Source organism: Pseudomonas sp. RIT778 (assembly GCF_019718735.1).
Taxonomy (GTDB): domain Bacteria; phylum Pseudomonadota; class Gammaproteobacteria; order Pseudomonadales; family Pseudomonadaceae; genus Aquipseudomonas; species Aquipseudomonas aphyarum.
Genome location: NZ_JAIHBA010000020.1, coordinates 25,614 through 42,646 on the forward strand (window position 1 = coordinate 25,614; position 17,033 = coordinate 42,646).

General features: G+C 61.9%; 14 protein-coding genes. 8 read left to right on the forward strand and 6 right to left on the reverse strand.

Annotated features, from left to right (window positions below; translation table 11 throughout):
- Positions 1 to 4: 4 nt before the first annotated feature.
- From K5E37_RS14905 to tssB, 3 genes are all read right to left on the reverse strand, one after another.
- On the reverse strand, positions 5 to 502 hold the full coding sequence (locus K5E37_RS14905; RefSeq protein WP_007958866.1) for an Hcp family type VI secretion system effector: 498 nt from the start codon (positions 500 to 502) through the stop codon (positions 5 to 7).
- Positions 503 to 578: 76 nt separating this feature from the next.
- A complete protein-coding gene (gene tssC / locus K5E37_RS14910; protein ID WP_007958864.1) occupies positions 579 to 2,063 on the reverse strand; it encodes a type VI secretion system contractile sheath large subunit in 1,485 nt (494 codons plus the stop codon).
- 29 nt (positions 2,064 to 2,092) lie between these two features.
- Positions 2,093 to 2,635, reverse strand: a complete 543-nt coding sequence (tssB, locus tag K5E37_RS14915; protein ID WP_007958861.1) for a type VI secretion system contractile sheath small subunit — start codon at positions 2,633 to 2,635, stop codon at positions 2,093 to 2,095.
- Positions 2,636 to 2,863: 228 nt separating this feature from the next.
- Here tssB and K5E37_RS14920 point away from each other — a divergent pair, with 228 nt between their 5' ends.
- Genes K5E37_RS14920 through tssA form a run of 5 tightly spaced genes read left to right on the forward strand, consistent with a single transcriptional unit; the run spans position 2,864 to position 10,374 of the window.
- On the forward strand, positions 2,864 to 3,310 hold the full coding sequence (locus K5E37_RS14920; RefSeq protein ID WP_085605091.1) for a type VI secretion protein: 447 nt from the start codon (positions 2,864 to 2,866) through the stop codon (positions 3,308 to 3,310).
- A gap of 46 nt (positions 3,311 to 3,356) precedes the next feature.
- The gene (gene tssK / locus K5E37_RS14925) at positions 3,357 to 4,688 is read left to right on the forward strand and encodes a type VI secretion system baseplate subunit TssK (protein WP_221534256.1); all 1,332 of its coding nucleotides are present in this window, start codon (positions 3,357 to 3,359) and stop codon (positions 4,686 to 4,688) included.
- An 18-nt stretch (positions 4,689 to 4,706) separates the two neighbouring features.
- Entirely contained in the window at positions 4,707 to 5,471 is a 765-nt protein-coding gene (locus K5E37_RS14930; protein ID WP_085602784.1) for a DotU family type IV/VI secretion system protein, read from the forward strand.
- Positions 5,468 to 9,289, forward strand: a complete 3,822-nt coding sequence (locus tag K5E37_RS14935) for a type VI secretion protein IcmF/TssM N-terminal domain-containing protein (protein ID WP_221534257.1) — start codon at positions 5,468 to 5,470, stop codon at positions 9,287 to 9,289. The genes K5E37_RS14930 and K5E37_RS14935 overlap by 4 nt, the downstream gene beginning before the upstream one ends.
- On the forward strand, positions 9,286 to 10,374 hold the full coding sequence (gene tssA, locus K5E37_RS14940) for a type VI secretion system protein TssA (RefSeq protein WP_221534258.1): 1,089 nt from the start codon (positions 9,286 to 9,288) through the stop codon (positions 10,372 to 10,374). The genes K5E37_RS14935 and tssA overlap by 4 nt, the downstream gene beginning before the upstream one ends.
- On the opposite strand, the gene K5E37_RS14945 is transcribed toward tssA, so the two are convergent.
- A complete protein-coding gene (locus K5E37_RS14945) occupies positions 10,371 to 11,339 on the reverse strand; it encodes a 2-hydroxyacid dehydrogenase (RefSeq protein WP_007958849.1) in 969 nt (322 codons plus the stop codon). The genes tssA and K5E37_RS14945 overlap by 4 nt on opposite strands.
- 171 nt (positions 11,340 to 11,510) lie before the next feature.
- The gene (locus K5E37_RS14950; RefSeq protein ID WP_007958838.1) at positions 11,511 to 11,894 is read right to left on the reverse strand and encodes a tautomerase family protein; all 384 of its coding nucleotides are present in this window, start codon (positions 11,892 to 11,894) and stop codon (positions 11,511 to 11,513) included.
- A 273-nt stretch (positions 11,895 to 12,167) separates the two neighbouring features.
- On the opposite strand from K5E37_RS14950, the gene K5E37_RS14955 reads away from it, so the two are divergent.
- The 3 genes from K5E37_RS14955 (at position 12,168) to K5E37_RS14965 (ending at position 14,120) form a co-directional block, all read left to right on the forward strand.
- Positions 12,168 to 12,362, forward strand: a complete 195-nt coding sequence (locus tag K5E37_RS14955) for a hypothetical protein (RefSeq protein ID WP_074688773.1) — start codon at positions 12,168 to 12,170, stop codon at positions 12,360 to 12,362.
- Positions 12,363 to 12,413: 51 nt separating this feature from the next.
- Positions 12,414 to 12,584 carry a hypothetical protein gene (locus K5E37_RS14960; protein WP_167748742.1) on the forward strand — a complete coding sequence of 57 codons (171 nt, stop codon included), beginning with the start codon at positions 12,414 to 12,416 and terminating at the stop codon, positions 12,582 to 12,584.
- A 255-nt stretch (positions 12,585 to 12,839) separates the two neighbouring features.
- Positions 12,840 to 14,120: an HAAAP family serine/threonine permease gene (locus K5E37_RS14965; RefSeq protein ID WP_221534259.1), complete on the forward strand. Its 1,281-nt coding sequence runs from the start codon at positions 12,840 to 12,842 to the stop codon at positions 14,118 to 14,120.
- A gap of 301 nt (positions 14,121 to 14,421) precedes the next feature.
- Here K5E37_RS14965 and acnB read toward each other — a convergent pair whose 3' ends face one another.
- Positions 14,422 to 17,031, reverse strand: a complete 2,610-nt coding sequence (gene acnB, locus K5E37_RS14970; protein WP_045121882.1) for a bifunctional aconitate hydratase 2/2-methylisocitrate dehydratase — start codon at positions 17,029 to 17,031, stop codon at positions 14,422 to 14,424.
- Positions 17,032 to 17,033: the final 2 nt, after the last annotated feature.

The window sequence follows — 17,033 nt, forward strand, 5'->3', positions numbered from 1 at the left end:
CGGGTTAGCTGACGAGCTTGTTGGCGGCCATGTCCCAGGTCGAGGCAGCCGTGCCTTCCTTGGTGCCGTCGTCTTTCTGCGCGGTGAGTTCCCATTTGATTTTGGTGAAGTTCAGGGACAGGGTTTCCACCGGTTTGCCGCCGGTACCGCCACTGACGCTGACGTTGGAAATCACCACGTTGGTCAGGGTGTAAATGATGAACGGCAGCAGTTGCCCGCTGCCTTCGGCGGCGTTGCGGCCGATGGTGATCTTGGCTTCCGGGATCGGCTTGCCGGCGCAGCAGTACTCGTTGAGCGACGGTGTGGAGGTGTCGACGAATTTGGTCAGGGTGAACTCGCCGACGTGGGGCTTGCCGGAGGTGCGCTCCGAGTTGCTGACGTCGTTGGTGACTTGCATCGCCACGTTGTGGCTGTAGGACATGACTTCGATCTTGTCCGCGTAACCCTCGAGCAGGCTGTCGCCTTTGATGTCGCCGCCGAGGTCGAGAATGATTGCATCCATCGCTTGAAACTCCTGAAAGGTGTCGTGCCAGGCAAACAGGGAAGCGCCCGCAGGAAATCCGGCGGGCGCAGGCAGGTCAGGCGGCTACCGGTGGCGGCAGCGTGGCAACCAGGCGGATCGACGCGGTCAGCTCTTCGAGCTGGAAGTGCGGCCGCAGGAACACCGTCGCGCGATAGGCACCGGGCTTGCCGGCGACTTCGGTGACGTCTACCCGCGCTTCACGCAACGGGTACTGCGCCTTGATTTCCTGCGGCGCGTTGTCGTTGATCAGTACGTAGTCGGCGATCCAGTTGTTGAGGTAGGTCTGCACGTTGTCGCGGGTCATGAAGCTGCCGACCTTGTCGCGCATGATCACCTTCAGGTAATGGGCGAAACGCGAGGCTGCGAGCACGTACGGCAACATCGCCGAGATCCGTGCGTTGGCGTTGGCCTCGTTGGTGTTGTAGACCTTGGATTTGTTGGTGGTCTGGCCGCCGAAGAACACCGCGACGTCGCTGTTCTTCTTGTGGCACAGGGCGATGAAGCCGAGGTCGTTGAGCTCCTTCTCGCGGCGGTCGGTGATCGCGACTTCGGTCGGGCACTTCAGAGACAGATCGCCGGAACTGGTGCGGAAGGTGTGCGCCGGCAGGCCTTCGACCGCGCCGCCGCCTTCAGCGCCACGGATCGCCGCGCACCAGCCGTACTTGGCAAAGGCTTCGGTGATGCGTTGCGACAGCGCCCACGCGGCGTTGCCCCACAGGTATTTGCTGTGGTCGGTGCCGTTGGTGTCTTCGACGTAGTTGATGCCTTCCACCGGCGACGTGTCCGGGCCGTAAGGCAGACGCAGCAGGAAGTGCGGCAGCACCAGGGAGACGTAACGCGAGTCTTCGCTTTCGCGGAACGAGCGCCACTTGATCAGCTCCTGGCTCTCGAACACTTTCGACAGATCACGTGGCACGGCCAGTTCGGTGAAGCTGTTCATGTCGAACAGACGCGGGCTTGCGGCAGCGATGAACGGAGCGTGGGCAGCGGCGGCAACGTTCGACAGTTTCTCCAGCAGGCCGATGTCCTGCGGGTGCCGGCCGAAGGTGTAGTCACCCACCAGCAGGCTGAACGGATGGCCACCGAAGGTGCCGTATTCCTCTTCGTAGATCTTCTTGAACAGGGCGCTCTGGTCGAACTCGACGGCTTTTTCCAGATCGTTCTGCAGCTCTTTCTGGGTCACGTTGAGCAGGCGCAGTTTCAGCCGGGTGCTGGTTTCGGTGTTCTGCACCAACATGTGCAGGCCACGCCAGGACGCTTCGAGTTTTTGCAGGTCCGGGTGGTGCAGCACTTCGTTGAGCTGGGCGCTGATCAGCTCGTCGATCTGGCTGATGCGGTCGTTGATCATCGCCACGGTGTCCTTGTCGATGGCCATGCCTTCGTCGAGCACCTGGGTGGCGAATTCCGCGAGCATGTCGCGGGCGTAATCCTGCTGACTGTCGTCATGGGCCATGCGGCCCTCGGCGATGATTCGATCGAGCAGGGATAAAGTCTCGGCGGCAGCATTTTCGCTGGCTTGATTCTGGGCGGCGGCGGGCATGGCGAATTCTTCCTCGGTCAGGTGGACGATCAGGCTTGCGGTTCGGCCGGAGCTTCGGCATCAGCGGCCGGGACAGCGGTGTCCGGGCGGGCCGACTTGATCTCTTGCAAGCCTTCGGTGTTGGCGATGACGTCGCGCAGCAGCTTGTCCAGATCGTCATTGCCGTCGAGTTTGGTCAGCAGGTCGCGCAGGCGCTGTCGGGCTTCGAACAGGCGCCGCAGCGGCGTGACTTGCTCCACCACCTTGACCGGGTCGAAGTCGTCGATGTGCTTGAAGTTGAGTTCGATGTTGAGCTTGCTGTCGTCGCCGCTGAGGGTGTTGTTGACTTGCAGCGTGGCGCGGGGAGCGATGGAGGCGAGGACGTCGTTGAAGTTGTCACGGTCGATTTCGGTGAAACGGCGCTCGGTCAGTTTTGCCAAGGGTTCGAGCGGCTTGCCCGAGAGGTCGGCGAGGATGCCGACCACCAGCGGCAATTCCTTTTTCTCGATGGCGTTGCCGATTTCGACGTCATAGGTGATTTGCACTCGGGGCGGGCGAACCCGGTCGAGCTTGTGCTGGGTACTTTCTGCCATGTCGGCGGACTCCGATGCGATGAGCGGGCGCAATGCATCGGGGAGGCCCGTTCATCGCTTTCCCTTGCTGGACCACAGGTTAGAAAGGGTGGCAGATGACCTGTCGTTCCTTTGACAAACCTTCCTCATTCGGCTGTAGGAACCGAACTACCCAAGACGCTAGAACAGGTCTATAAAAATGCAAGCGAAAAACTTTTTTGGACTGACTGGCGAAAAGGAAAATTCATTTTGTCTGCACGACTTTTTCTAATGATCGGGTTTGCGCTGCTCGCCGGCTGTTCGTTTTTCGGGCCGAAAGTCGATCTCGACAGCCTGACCCTCGACGTCGCGCCCAAGGCCAATGACGACACCCCGATCGCCGTGGATTTCATCGCGGTCAACGATCCGGATCTGCTCAAGCAACTGTCGGGCATCAGTGCCCGCCAGTGGTTTGCCGAGCGCGAGCAGTATCAGCGCGACTATCGTCAGCTGATGAGCGTGTGGGGGCTGGAGCTGGTGCCGGGGCAATTCATCGACCGCCAGCCGTTCCCTTTGGGGGGCAAGCGGGCGGCTGGACTTTTGGTCTTCGCCAGCTATAACACTCCCGGAGCGCACCGCCTGCGGCTGGACGATCAGAGCGACGCATGGCTCAAGTTCGACAGTCGCGAGATGAGCCTGGTCAGCAAGGAAAACTGAAACACACCGTCCGCCGCCGGTTCGCGGTGCAGTCGAAGGGAGTCGTATGAGTCTGCTACCTGACGCGGTCTGCTGGCATGAAGGCATGCAATTGCTGCCACAGCATTTTCAGTTACAGGGCCTGCGGGCCGAGGCGCTCGGCGCGCATCTGGCTCAGGCGTGCAATCCGTGGTTTTTTGGCGTCAGCCACATGGAGTTCGACCCGTCGGCGATGAGCGCCGGGGTGGTGCGGGTGCTGTCGTTGCAAGGGACGATGCCGGACGGTCTGCCGGTCAATCTGCAAGTCGGTGTCGACCCGACGCTGGAGCTGGACGTCGCTGCCGCGATCGACGCCACGGACGATGCGACGGTGACGGTTTATCTGGCGATCAGTCCGCTGTGGCGCGCCGGTCAGTTGCTGCCGCTCAAGGGACGTCTGCAATCGGTGGTCGGCGAGGCGTTACCGGACCTCACCAGCGGCGAATTTCCTGAATCGATCACGGTGTGGCGTCCCAATCCACGCCTGTGCACGCAACTGAACAAAGCCGATTCAATCTGCCTGCCGCTGCTGAAAATCCGCAAGGAGGGCGGTGGTTTCCTGCCGTTGCCGTACACACCGCCGACACCGGTGTTATTGCCTGAATCGCCATTGGGTCGGCGAGTGGCCGGGCTCTGCGCACGGGCGCGGGAGAAGTGCCTGTTTCTCGGCGGGCGATTGCGTCAGGCGCAGCAGGCCGGCAATCAGGATGACGCGCTGGAAATCCGCCGGCAGATGACGGCGTTATGGGCGCGGCTGCCGGAAGTGGAAGGGGCGCTGATCAGCCGTGTTGCTCATCCGCAAAGCATTTATGTGCAACTGCTGGGACTCGCCGGTGCGTGGTCGGCGCTGGATCCGCTGGCGGGTGTGCCGGCTTTTGCGCCATTGGATTTCCTCGAATTGCAGCGCGGTTACGAACCGCTGCTCGACTGGCTGGAAAACACCCTGGAACTGATCCGCGCCGGTTACCGCAGCATCGCGTTCGAGCGCGGTGAGCAGAGTTTTTCCATTCAGTTGCCGGACGAGCAACCGAGCCAGCGTCTGGTCATCGGCCTGCGCATGCCCAACGGGGCCAGCGAGCAGGCGGCCGGCGAATGGCTGCGAGGGGCGATCATCGCCTCGGCGCCGCACATCGCGTTGCTCAGCCGCCAGCGCATGAGCGGTCTGACGCATCAGGCCATGAGCCGCAGCGAGCAGGTGGCTTATAGCGTCGGCGACGACACCCGGCTGTTCGTGGTGACCGCCGAAGGCAGCTGGTTCGACGCGCAACAGCCGCTGACGATCGCCGCGCCGGCCACCAAGTTGACCAGCAGTCCGTGGCAAGTGGTGTTGTTTGTCGCCCAGAACAGTGAACGTGCCTGATCACACAAGGAACGTCGTATGTCGCAAGGAAGTGCCGCAAGCCTCGGGTTGCAGGACGCTCCGCTGAGCAGTGCGTTCCGCCACACCTGGCAACAGTGGTCGCAGGACTGGAGCCAGTTGCCCAAGGACAGCGAGGACGAAGCGGCGCTGGTCGAAACCGTGGTCGAACTCTCGACCCAGGCTTCGCAACGGCTGTGGCGTACCGCGTTTGCCAAGGTGGGTGATTCGGCGACCGAACAGGTCAAGGCACTGGTGTACGCGTTTGTCGCGCTGGTCGATGAAACCCTGCTGTTCAGCCCGTGGCCGGGCCAGAGTGCCTGGCAGGAAAAGCCCCTGGAGTCGCGACTGTATTCCAGCCGTCAGGCCGGCGAGCAAGTGCCGGCGGCGATTCAGACCTTGCTCGATGAACAGCAACCCACCACCCGCGATCTGGCCAACGTGTATTTGCAGTGCCTGATCCTCGGGTTCCACGGACGCCTGCGCGGTGAGCAGGGTCAGGTGCAACGGGAAAAATGGCGGCGGGCGCTGTTCACGTTTGCCTGGCAGGACGAGGCCGATTACGCCGCTGTCAGTCAGCGACTGGTACAGCCTTCGCTGGCGACACCCTTGCAGTTGCCGGTACGCACAGCGTTGCCCGACGGCTTTCGTCTGGCGCTGGGCATACTGGCGATGATTCTGTTGCTGACCGGGTTAGGGCAGTTTCTGTGGCGCGACATCCGTCAGGAACTGGAGCCGGTGTTGCAGGCGCCCGATACGCTGACGGCGCCGGAGCAAGACTCATGAGTACGCTGACGATCGTGGCCTGGGTGGTCGCCATCCTTCTGCTGCTGGTGATCATCGCGGTGGCGGTGTGGTGGCTGCGCACCCAGAGCGGCGCCGCGATTCGCAGTTTCTACGCTGCCGTGCGGCACATGGAACAGGAGCAGGGCGCCCACGACCGGTACCAGATGCCGTGGCTGCTGATGCTCGGCGATGAAACCCAGGGCGCGCAACTTGCCACTCAATGGCGTCTGCAACCCACCGACAAACCGGCGTGGTTCGGTCGCTGGTGGTCGGATTCCGAAGGTGCGGTGCTGGTGGTGCCGCAGGCGCTGTTTCTGCCGGAAGACGGCATGCACCTGCAGCGCGGCGGCTGGTGGCGCCTGCTCGGGCTGATCCTGCGCCTGCGCAGCAAGCGTCCGCTGGACGGGGTGATCTGGACAGTGCCGGTCAGTCGGCTGAGCAACCTGGAGCAAGCCACGCAACTGGGGCTGGCGGCGCGTCGGCGTTTCATCGATCTGTTGCAGCGCTTTGGTCTGAGCCTGCCGGTGTACGTGGTCATCACCGGACTGGAAGAACTGCCGGGGTTTCAGGAGCTGATCAGCGCCTTGCCGGACGAGGCCCGCGATCGCACCTTGGGCTGGTCGTCGCCCTATGCCCGCGATGCGGTGTGGCAGGGGCAATGGAGTGATCAGGCGCTGGATCGGCTGCACCGCGCGGTGGCGGAAGCGGTGATCGAAATCGGCACCTTGTCCGGGCATCTGAGTGCCGATCTGTACGCCTTGCCGGAACGTCTGGAAACCCTGCGCCGTGGTTTGCAGAACGTGCTGGAGCCGGTGTTTCAAGGCAACGCTCAGGGCGAAGCACCGTGTTTTCGTGGGGTTTACCTGACGGCGAATCAGCCGGCCGACGATGCGCTGGACGGTTTTTCTGCCGATGACAGCGGCCTGCAGCAAAGTGCGTTTGTGCGTCAGTTGTGGCGCCAGCGAATAGTCGGCGAACGCGGACTGGCCCAGGGCGTGCCGCGCCTGTTGCGCTTGCGCCAGCGCTGGCAGCGAGTGACCGCCGGGGTGGCGCTAGTGGTCGGGGTGGTGTGGGCGGTGGCGATGCTCTGGGTCTGGCACGCATCAGTCAAGGACGCCCATGAACTGGCGCGACTGCTGCAAAGCGCGCAGAAAAATTACGTGGCGGTCACCGACGACGAGCATCGGGTCGAGCCGACCCGGCGCAACGTGCAGAACTTCTGGCGGGTGCTGGAGAGGGCGCCGCACTGGCACTACGTTTCGCTGGCCTTTCCGACGTCGTGGTTTTCTTCGCTGGACGGGCGACTCGAACAGGAAGTGTTCAGGTCGACCCAGCGCCACATGCTGCAACCGCTGCACGATCTGCTGGTCGCGGAGCTGGCAAAAATCAAGGCGATTCGCGCCACCGACCGACGCACCAGCGTCGAAAGTGAAGACCCGGCGCAGTGGCAGAATTATCAGAAGGCCACGGATCTGGTCGAGCGGGCCTTGCGTCTGGAACAACAGAACCAGTTGTTCGCCCAGGTGCAGAACAATCAGCGGGTGCCGCTGGAAGACTTGGCGCAACTGAGCAACAGCGCGCTGTCGCTGAACCTCAACGCCGGCACCTTGCCCCACGCCGCCTACTACAACCGACTGCTCGCGGCCAATGATGGCGGCGACTTGCAGGCGCTGGATCTGAGCGTTGAACGGCCGTTGATCGTGAGTAATTTCACCGGGCTGATGGAGCGCTGGCTCGATCAGTATTTTCTGGCCGACAACTTCGTCAGCAAGGCCGGCTACCTCAAGTTGCATCTGGAACAGCTTGAAGCCGGGAGTGGCAACAGCCTCACCGAACTGGAAGACCTGCGCGCGCTGATCGACGACCTGCAAGCGGCGATCGCCCTGACCAACTCGACCTGGAGTCGCGGCAAGGGTCAGGAGCTGGTGCCGGGTTATCGCGAGTTTCTCGACAAAGTGCGCAAGAGTTCATTGCTCGGCCCGGCCGTCGAACAACAGCTCGATGCGCAGGCCGGCAAGTTGCAGCAGAGCTTTCGCGATCAATGGATTGCCCAGGTGGGTTCGCGAGGCAATCTGCTGGTGCAGCAGGGCAGCGGGCAACTGGCGTTGCAGGATCAGGTGGTCAAGCTCAACAACGCGGTGCAGGCGCTGTTCAAGCGTGACTTCGTCTCGATTGCCCTGCGCGCCAGTCAGGACAGCGTCAACCGGCAAGGCCAGACCGTGGACGGCGATGACCTCAACGAGTCGCTGAATTATTTCGCCAGCTATAAAAGCTACGTCGCCGAAGAGCTGCCGCGCATTCCGCCGGCCTACCGCGAAGCATTGCTGCAAGCGGCCGAAACCGCCGCCGCGCAGGCGATGTGGTTGAGTCTCAAGGATCACGATGACCAGACTCATCCCTACGCGGTGTTCAACGTGCAGGCCGTGCAGGCGATGAACCTTCAAAAGGCGTTTGTCGAGGTCCATCGCAGTGATCTGGCGGCGCGTCTGCAAGGGGCGTTGAACCGCCGGGCGATGGCGCAGATTGTTGGCGGGCTGGATGAAATCACCGCGCAGCCGCTGTTCGGTGGCCGCACGGAAATCAGCCAGTGGGACGGCTCGAAAAACCTCGGCCTGCAACTCTATGGCGCGAGCGACGTGCAGGATCTGAAGCTGAGCCTCAAGCAGCAATTCAACACCATGCTCGGCATCACCGAGCGTCGTGCCCCGGCGCTGGAGTGGCTGAAGACCCAGCAGGGCAACCTGTCGGCGCTGGATTACGAGCGCGTGACCCAGTTCAGCGCGCTCAACGACGAATTGCTCAAGTACAAGGATTCCAACCCGGCCAGTTCGCCGGCGCAGATCGAGCAACTGGTCAGCCGCGACTTCATTGAAATGGACACCGGTTCCTGCGTGCAGGTGTTGCAGACCGCCAATCTGACCGGCGGACGCGGCACCCTGGCGATGCGGGCGGTGGAGCTGCAACAGTCGGCCCTGCAACGCTGCCAGTTTCTGCAACAGCAACAGGCGGCCGCCGCGTGGAACGAGCTCGCCACCTACTTCAATCAATACCTGGCCGACCGCTTTCCGTTTGCCAACGGCGTGCAGGCGCAGGATGCCGACCCGGCGCGGGTCCAGCACTTTCTGGAAATCATCGACAAGCGCTTGCCGGTGGCCCAGGCCGGACTGGTCCTGAGCCAGACCCCGGAGCGGCTGGCGGCAGAGGATTTTCTCAACCGGGTGAAACAGGCCAGCGTTTGGCTGACACCGCTGTTCGTACGCGACAAGAGCGGCATTCTCGGCGTCGAGCTGGACGTGCGCTGGCGCACCGATCGCGAAGAAGAGAAGGGCGCCGATCAGGTGATTGCCTGGGGCTTGCTGGCCGGCAATCAGCAGATCAGCTATCCCGCTGCCGATCAGCCGAACCTGCGCTGGATGCCTGGTCAGCCGATCCGCCTGACCCTGCGCTGGGCGCGCAACGGCAAGGAGCGCCCGGTCAACGACCCGCTGCAGCCGAACCTGGTGGTGCGCGATCTGGAGGCCGGCTGGGAGTATGGCGGGCCGTGGTCGCTGCTGCGCCTGATGCGCGCGCACTTCTCGGTGCAGCGCCAGCCGAGCATGGATTACACCGATTTCCCGCTGAGCCTGCGCCTGCCGGTTACTGCGCAGAACGACAGCGTCACCAGCGAATTCACCCGGATGTTCGTGCGCGTGTCGCTGATGAGTCAGGGCTCGAAATTGCCATTGTCGATTCCACCGTTGCCGACCCGCGCGCCGCGCTCACCGTTTCAGGTGACCGGCACCACCGCCGCCCTTGAAGCGCAGAAGGAGGATTTGTGAGCCTGCCCTCGACCCCGTTGCCGGACCTGATCGATCAGTTGCTCGCGCCCATCAGCGACGACGCGCCCTGTGGTGCGGATCTGCGCTATGAGCGCGAGTACGACCAGTTGCGCGATCTGCGCCGCGAGGACGACGCGAGTTTGCCCACGGGTGTCTGGCAGTCGACCCTGAAACGCGCCAACTGGCCTGAAGTCGAGCGGCTGACCACCACGTTATTGCTCGAACGCAGCAAGGACTTGATGCTCAGTGCGTGGCTGGGCGAGGCCTGGCTGCATTTGCAGGCACTCGATGGGCTGCCGGGCAGTCTGGCGCTGATCGCCGGTCTGTGTGAGCGCTATCCCGAACATCTGCACCCGCAGGCCGACGACGGCGACCAGTCGTGGCGGGCGATTCCGCTGGAATGGCTGGTGCGTCGCTACAGCGAAGTGCTGCTGACCCGGGTGCCTTTGTTTGGCGCCAACAACAGCGATTTTGAGGGTTACACCCTCGAAACCTGGCGGCGGATTCAGGTGCAGCAGGTGCAGGCCAACGACTCCAAAGGCGCCAAGGCGTCGGCCGAAACGGCGCGCAGCGAGCACAAGAAACTCATCGAGCAGGTGCGTGCCACGCCCATGGCGTTCTGGCTGCGCCATCAAGGCAATCTGCTGCTGAGCTTGCAACACCTGCAGCGTCTCGATGCCTGGTGCGATGCGTATCTGGGGGATCAGGGGCCGGGGCTCGGGCCGTTGCAGGACACCCTTCAAGCGTTGTTGACCCTGGTTCAGGAGTTCATCGCCATGCACCCACAACAACCACTGTCGGCACCGCCGCCTGCGCCGGTCGTGGTCTCACCGGTTGAAGCGTCTGTCACGGCCACGCCCGAAGCCGCGCCAGTGCCGCGCGAACCGGCCAGCCGCGAAGAGGCTTATCGGCAATTGCTGCTGATCGCCGAGTACCTGGCCCGCACCGAGCCCCACAGCCCGGTGCCATATCTGATCCGGCGCGGGGTGGAGTGGGGCAACAAACCATTGAGCGAGCTGCTTGGCGAGCTGATTTCGGCAGACGCCGAATCCCGGCGCCTGTGGACTTTGCTCGGCGTGCTTTAGTGCACGCGCTGATTGTTCAGTTTCGGCGGCAACTGCAACGGCGTCAGTACCGGTTGTCCGGAGAAGAACGCCACCAGATTTTTGCCCACCAGCTCCACGGTGCCTTGGGTGGCTTCCGGTGACAGCCCGGCGACGTGCGGGGTCAGAAGCACGTTACTCAGACCCTTCAGTGCATCGGGTACTTGCGGCTCGTGATCGAAAACATCCAGCGCTGCGCCGGCGATTCGACGCTGTTCCAGCGCGCTGATCAGGTCGGCAGTGGCGATCACGCTGGCGCGGGCAATGTTGACGATAAAACCGTTGGGCCCCAGGGCATCAAGCACCGGGCGGGTTACCAGATGCTGGCTGCCGATGCCGCCGGGCGTGGCGACCACCAGAAAATCCGAGGCCCGGGCCAGTTCGGTCGGGGTCGAGCAGAACGCGTAAGGCACGTCACTGCGCACCTGACGGTTGTGGTAACTGATCTCCATGTCAAAGCCCAGACCGGCGCGTTTGGCAATCGCCATCCCCACCGCGCCCAGCCCGAGAATCCCCAGGCGCTTGCCGGCCAGCGACGGGCGCATGATTTTCGGCCACTCGCCCCGACGCACGGCGGCATCGCAGCGCGGAATGTCACGCACCAGCGCCAGCAGCATCGCCATGGCGTGGTCGGCCACCGATGAAGCGTTGACACCGGCGCCGTTGGTCACGGTCAGCCCCCGGTCGCTGGCGGCTTGCAGGTCGACCTGCTCGTAACCGGCGCCGATCACGCAGATGATTTTCAGCGCGGGCAAGGCCGCGATTTCTTCAGCATATAAACCCAGCGGGCCACGGGTCAGCACCGCGTCGATCCTTGCCCCATGGGTGGCGATGGCTTGCGCGCGCTCGGCAGGGGTCGGCGCGAGAATCAGGTGAAAACCCTGACGTTCGAGGATCGGCAAATAGTCATTGATGGTTTCAACCAGTACCAGAACGGTGGCGGGCATTGCTCGGCTCCTGTGATCGTCTGTCTTGGGCGCAAAAGTCGGTTCAGAGTGCTGATTCCAGAGCGGTTTGGCAATGGCTGGCACGGCCCCGCATCAGGCAGTGTAGGAGCTGATGCGGGGAGCGCGCGGGTGCTTCGTCAGAAGGTGATGTCGGCGCTGGCGGTCACAGGATCAGGTCACGTACTGGGCGATGCCGTTGCCGAACGACCAGTTCTCTTTTTTCACTTCCACCAGATTGATGAACACGTCTTCCTGGCGCACGGCCAGTTGCTGGTTCAGGTTGCGCGCAATGGTCTGGAACAGCCGTTGTTTCATTTCCACGGTGCGGCCTTCGCTGATGGTCAGCTGGATGAACACGATGCCGTCGCTGCGCTGGATCCCCAGGTATTGCGGGTCATAGACGAAGTGCTGGTCGTCGTGCTCGGCCAGCACCTGAAAGTTGTCGTGTTCCGGCACGTTGATCTCGCTGCGCAGGGCGGCGTAGATCACTTCGCCAATGCGTTTGGCGAACGTCGGGTCCGGGTTTTTCTTGATGTCGACGCGGACGAGAGGCATGGGATGGCTCCACAGGCGAGGGGACTGGACGGGGATGTCAGTCAATTCGCCATTGGGTATAGCCGAAAAATGCCTGACGGTGAGGTTGTTTAAAAACGTTAGGAAATGGACGCACCGTCCTGCGGGATTTACGGATGTTGCCTACGAGTGCTGCCGGATTCATCCGCTATGCGGCGGGGTGAGAAGCGCGGAATTATAGAGAGCAGGGCGGGATGCGTTCTTCATGACGAAGCAGTAATCCGGACGGAAATTGCCATCAGCCAAGGAAGGCCAATGCTTCATAACGATCGTGAAAGCCTGGAACTCGACAGGTTGGAACATGAGTCACGAAAGCTCGTGGCTGAAAGACAAAAGCTGCTGGCGGAGGAAAAGAAGCTGAGATGGGAGGCGAACCTGTATCCAGTCGCGGTATTTGGTGGGGTGTTGACTGCATTCACTGCAGTAGCAGGATTTTTTTTCAAATTTTGAGTGTTCGCCTTTCAAAACAGTCAGTCCCAGGGAACCCAGAGGAAGATCAGCATGAGTACATATGACCGCAAGGCCAGAATGGAACGCTCAGAGCGAGAGCACGATGAGTGGGTCGAAAGAATGCGCATCAAACACAAAGGTGAAATGCTTCCGATGTTGGGGTTATTTGGCTTCGGCATCTTCTGCATGTCCCTTGGCTTCATATTGGCCCGATCGATCTGATCGGGCTTTCCCATGGCTCATTCGGCGCCGGTACATTCCATAAAACGACATATGGCGTATCTGGCGCCGACAGTCTTTTTCCCAAAAGCGACAAGCCTCCGATCTGCTCCGCACAACCATTCCTCAGCTAAGTCTTTGCTTCTGCTCATTTATCGCGGAGAATCGCGCCCCTGTTTCGGCCGGAGCATGTCTGTCGGTTTTTTCCGACGCGTCCTGACCGAGTGGCAAGTGACCGGAATGCGGAGATCCGACCGGATGAATGATCAGGCCAATAGCGTCGAACAACGCTTTGAGGCGGCAGCACCAGCCGAACTGTCGAGCTGGAATCGCCATGACACTACCTGGATGTTGGGACTGTTTGGGACGGCCATCGGCGCCGGTACCCTGTTTTTGCCGATCAACGCAGGTCTGGGTGGCTTCTGGCCGCTGGTGATCCTCGCGCTGCTGGCCTTCCCGATGACGTTCTACGCACACCGCGGCCTGACCCGCTTCGTGCTTTCCGGTCGCGAAGGCGCCGATATCACCGACGTGGTGGAACAGCATTTCGGCATCAAGGCCGGCGCGCTGATCACCCTGTTGTACTTTTTCGCGATCTTCCCGATCCTGCTGATCTACAGCGTCGGCCTGACCAACACGGTCGCCAGTTTCCTCGAACACCAACTGCACATCACGCCGCCACCGCGCGCGCTACTGTCGTTCGTGCTGATCCTCGGCCTGCTGGCCGTGGTGCGCTGCGGCGAGCAAGTGATCGTCAAGGCCATGAGCCTGATGGTGTATCCGTTCATCGTCGCGCTGCTGTTCCTGGCGGTGTACCTGATTCCGCACTGGAACGGCGGCATCCTGACCACGGCTTCGAAAGTGCCGGCGCCGTCGGCGCTGCTGCACACGCTGTGGCTGGCGATTCCGGTGATGGTGTTCTCGTTCAACCACTCGCCGATCATCTCGGCGTTTGCGGTGGACCAGAAGCGTCGTTACGGCGTCCACGCCGACGAGCGTAGCTCGCAGATACTGTCCCGCGCCCATCTGCTGATGGTGGTAATGGTGCTGTTCTTCGTGTTCAGCTGCGTACTGACCCTGTCGCCGGAGCAACTGGCTGAAGCCAAGGCGCAGAACCTGTCGATCCTGTCGTACCTGGCCAACCACTTCAGCAACCCGACCATCGCGTTCGCTGCGCCGCTGATTGCGTTCGTGGCCATCTCCAAGTCGTTCCTCGGTCACTACATCGGTGCCAGCGAAGGCCTGAAAGGCTTGATCGTCAAGAGCGGCAAGCGTCCAGGCGCCAAGGCCCTGGACCGCATCGTGGCGGCGTTCATGCTGGTGGTGTGCTGGATCGTGGCGACCCTGAACCCGAGCATCCTCGGCATGATCGAAACCATCGGTGGCCCGGTCATCGCGGCGATCCTGTTCCTGATGCCGATGTACGCGATCCGTAAAGTGCCGGCGATGGCCCGTTATCGTGGGCAGATGTCGAACGTGTTTGTCACCGCGGTGGGTCTGGTGGCGATTTCGGCGTTGATCTACTCGCTGACTGCTTGAGGCTCAACACAAGATCCCGTCTGATCTTGTGAAAAAGAAAGGCCGATCTGCCTCGCAGGTCGGCCTTTTTTGTGCCTGCGATCTTCGCGGGCAGGTTCGGTCCCAAGATGATCGTTCCCACGCTCTGCGTGGGAATGCAGCCAAGGACGCTCTGCGTCCTGAACCGTGACGCAGAGCGTCACAAGAGGCATTCCCACGCGGAGCGTGGGAACGATCAGCGCGGGGCGAGGCCCCATCCGGCAGGCATAAAAAAAACGCCGCACATCTCGCGATGGGCGGCGTTTTTCATTGCGTTGCAGCGTTAGGCTTGAACGACAGGGATCTTGGCGTTCGCAGCAGCTTCACGGAACTCGGCAATCTGGTCGAAGGACAGGTAGCGGTAAACGTCGGCCGCCATGCTGTCGATCTTGCCAGCGTATTCCATGTATTCCTCGACGGTCGGCAGGCGACCCAGGATCGAAGCAACGGACGCCAGCTCAGCCGAGGCCAGGTAGACGTTCGCGCCGTCGCCCAGACGGTTCGGGAAGTTACGGGTCGAAGTCGACACCACGGTGCTGTTCGGCTCAACGCGTGCCTGGTTACCCATGCACAGCGAGCAGCCTGGCATTTCCATGCGTGCGCCGGCCTTGCCGTAGATGCCGTAGTAGCCTTCTTCGGTCAGTTGGTGAGCGTCCATCTTGGTCGGCGGCGACAGCCACAGACGGGTTGGCAGCTGACCCTTGACCTGATCCAGCAGTTTACCGGCAGCGCGGAAGTGACCGATGTTGGTCATGCACGAACCGATGAACACTTCGTCGATCTTCTCGCCAGCAACGCTGGACAGCAGACGGGCGTCGTCCGGATCGTTCGGCGCGCAAAGTACAGGCTCGCTGATGTCGGCCAGATCGATTTCGATGACTTCGGCGTATTCGGCGTCGGCATCGGCTTCCATCAGTTGCGGGTTGGCGATCCAGGCTTCCATCGCTTGAGCACGACGCTCCAGGGTACGCGCGTCGCCGTAGCCTTCGCCGATCATCCAGCGCAGCAGGGTGACGTTGGACTGCAGGTACTCGGTGATCGACTCTTTCGACAGCTTGATGGTGCAACCGGCAGCCGAACGTTCGGCCGAGGCGTCGGACAGTTCGAACGCCTGTTCCAGGGTCAGACCTTCCAGGCCTTCGATTTCCAGGATGCGGCCGGAGAAGGCGTTTTTCTTGCCTTTCTTCTCGACGGTCAGCAGACCGTTCTGGATGGCGAAGTAAGGAATGGCATGAACCAGGTCACGCAGGGTGATGCCAGGTTTCATTTTGCCTTTGAAGCGCACCAGGATCGATTCCGGCATGTCCAGCGGCATGACGCCGGTGGCAGCGGCGAACGCGACCAGACCGGAACCGGCCGGGAACGAGATGCCCATCGGGAAACGGGTGTGCGAGTCACCACCGGTACCGACGGTGTCCGGCAGCAGCATGCGGTTCAGCCACGAGTGGATGATGCCGTCGCCCGGACGCAGGGAAACACCGCCGCGGGTCATGATGAAGTCAGGCAGGGTGTGGTGGGTGGTCACGTCGATCGGCTTTGGATAAGCCGCGGTGTGGCAGAAGGACTGCATCACCAGATCAGCGGAGAAGCCCAGGCACGCCAGGTCTTTCAGTTCGTCACGGGTCATTGGACCGGTGGTGTCCTGAGAACCTACGGTGGTCATTTTCGGTTCGCAGTAGGTGCCAGGACGAACGCCTTTGCCTTCTGCCAGACCGCAAGCCTTGCCGACCATTTTCTGCGCCAGGGTGAAGCCCTTGGTGCTTTCAGCCGGAGCTTCCGGCTTCTTGAACAGATCGAACGCTGGCAGACCCAGTTCGGCGCGAGCCTTCTCGGTCAGGCCACGGCCGATGATCAGCGGGATACGGCCGCCGGCGCGGACTTCGTCCAGCAGGACCGGGGTCTTCATTTCGAAGGTGGTGATGACTTCGTCGGTACCGTGCTTGCAGACTTTGCCAGCGTGCGGGTACAGGTCGATCACGTCGCCCATGTTCATGTTCGATACGTCGAACTCGATTGGCAGTGCGCCGGCATCTTCCATGGTGTTGTAGAAGATCGGAGCGATTTTGCTGCCGAAGCAGAAACCGCCAGCGCGCTTGTTCGGCACGTAAGGGATGTCGTCGCCGAAGAACCACAGCACCGAGTTGGTCGCCGATTTACGCGAGGAACCGGTACCGACCACGTCACCGACGTAGGCGATAGGGAAGCCCTGGCCGCGCATTTCTTCGATCTGTTTCATCGGGCCGGTCTTGCCTTGCTCGTCCGGAACGATGCCGTCACGGGCCATTTTCAGCATGGCCAGGGCGTGCAGCGGGATGTCAGGACGCGACCAGGCGTCTGGAGCAGGGGACAGGTCGTCGGTGTTGGTTTCGCCAGTCACCTTGAAGACGCGCAGGCTGATCTTGTCGGCCAGCACAGGGCGCTTCTTGAACCACTCGCCGTCAGCCCAGGATTGCAGCACGGCCTTGGCGTGAACGTTGCCGTTCTTGGCTTTTTCAGCCACGTCGTGGAAGGCATCGAACATCAGCAGGGTGTGCTTGAGTTCTTCGGCAGCCACTGGCGCCAGCTCGGCGTCGTCCAGCAGTTCAACCAGGGTCACGATGTTGTAGCCGCCCTGCATGGTGCCGAGCAGTTCTACAGCGCGTTTCTTGTCCAGCAGAGGGGAGGAGACTTCGCCCTTGGCCAGTGCGGAGAGGAAACCGGCCTTGACGTAGGCGGCTTCGTCCACTCCTGGTGGTACGCGATTGGTGATCAGGTCAACGAGGAAAGCTTCTTCGCCAGCCGGAGGATTCTTCAGCAGCTCGACCAGGCCTGCAGTTTGTTCGGCGTTAAGCGGCTGGGGAACGATACCCAGGGCTGCACGCTCTTCGATATGTTTGCGGTAGGCTTCAAGCACAG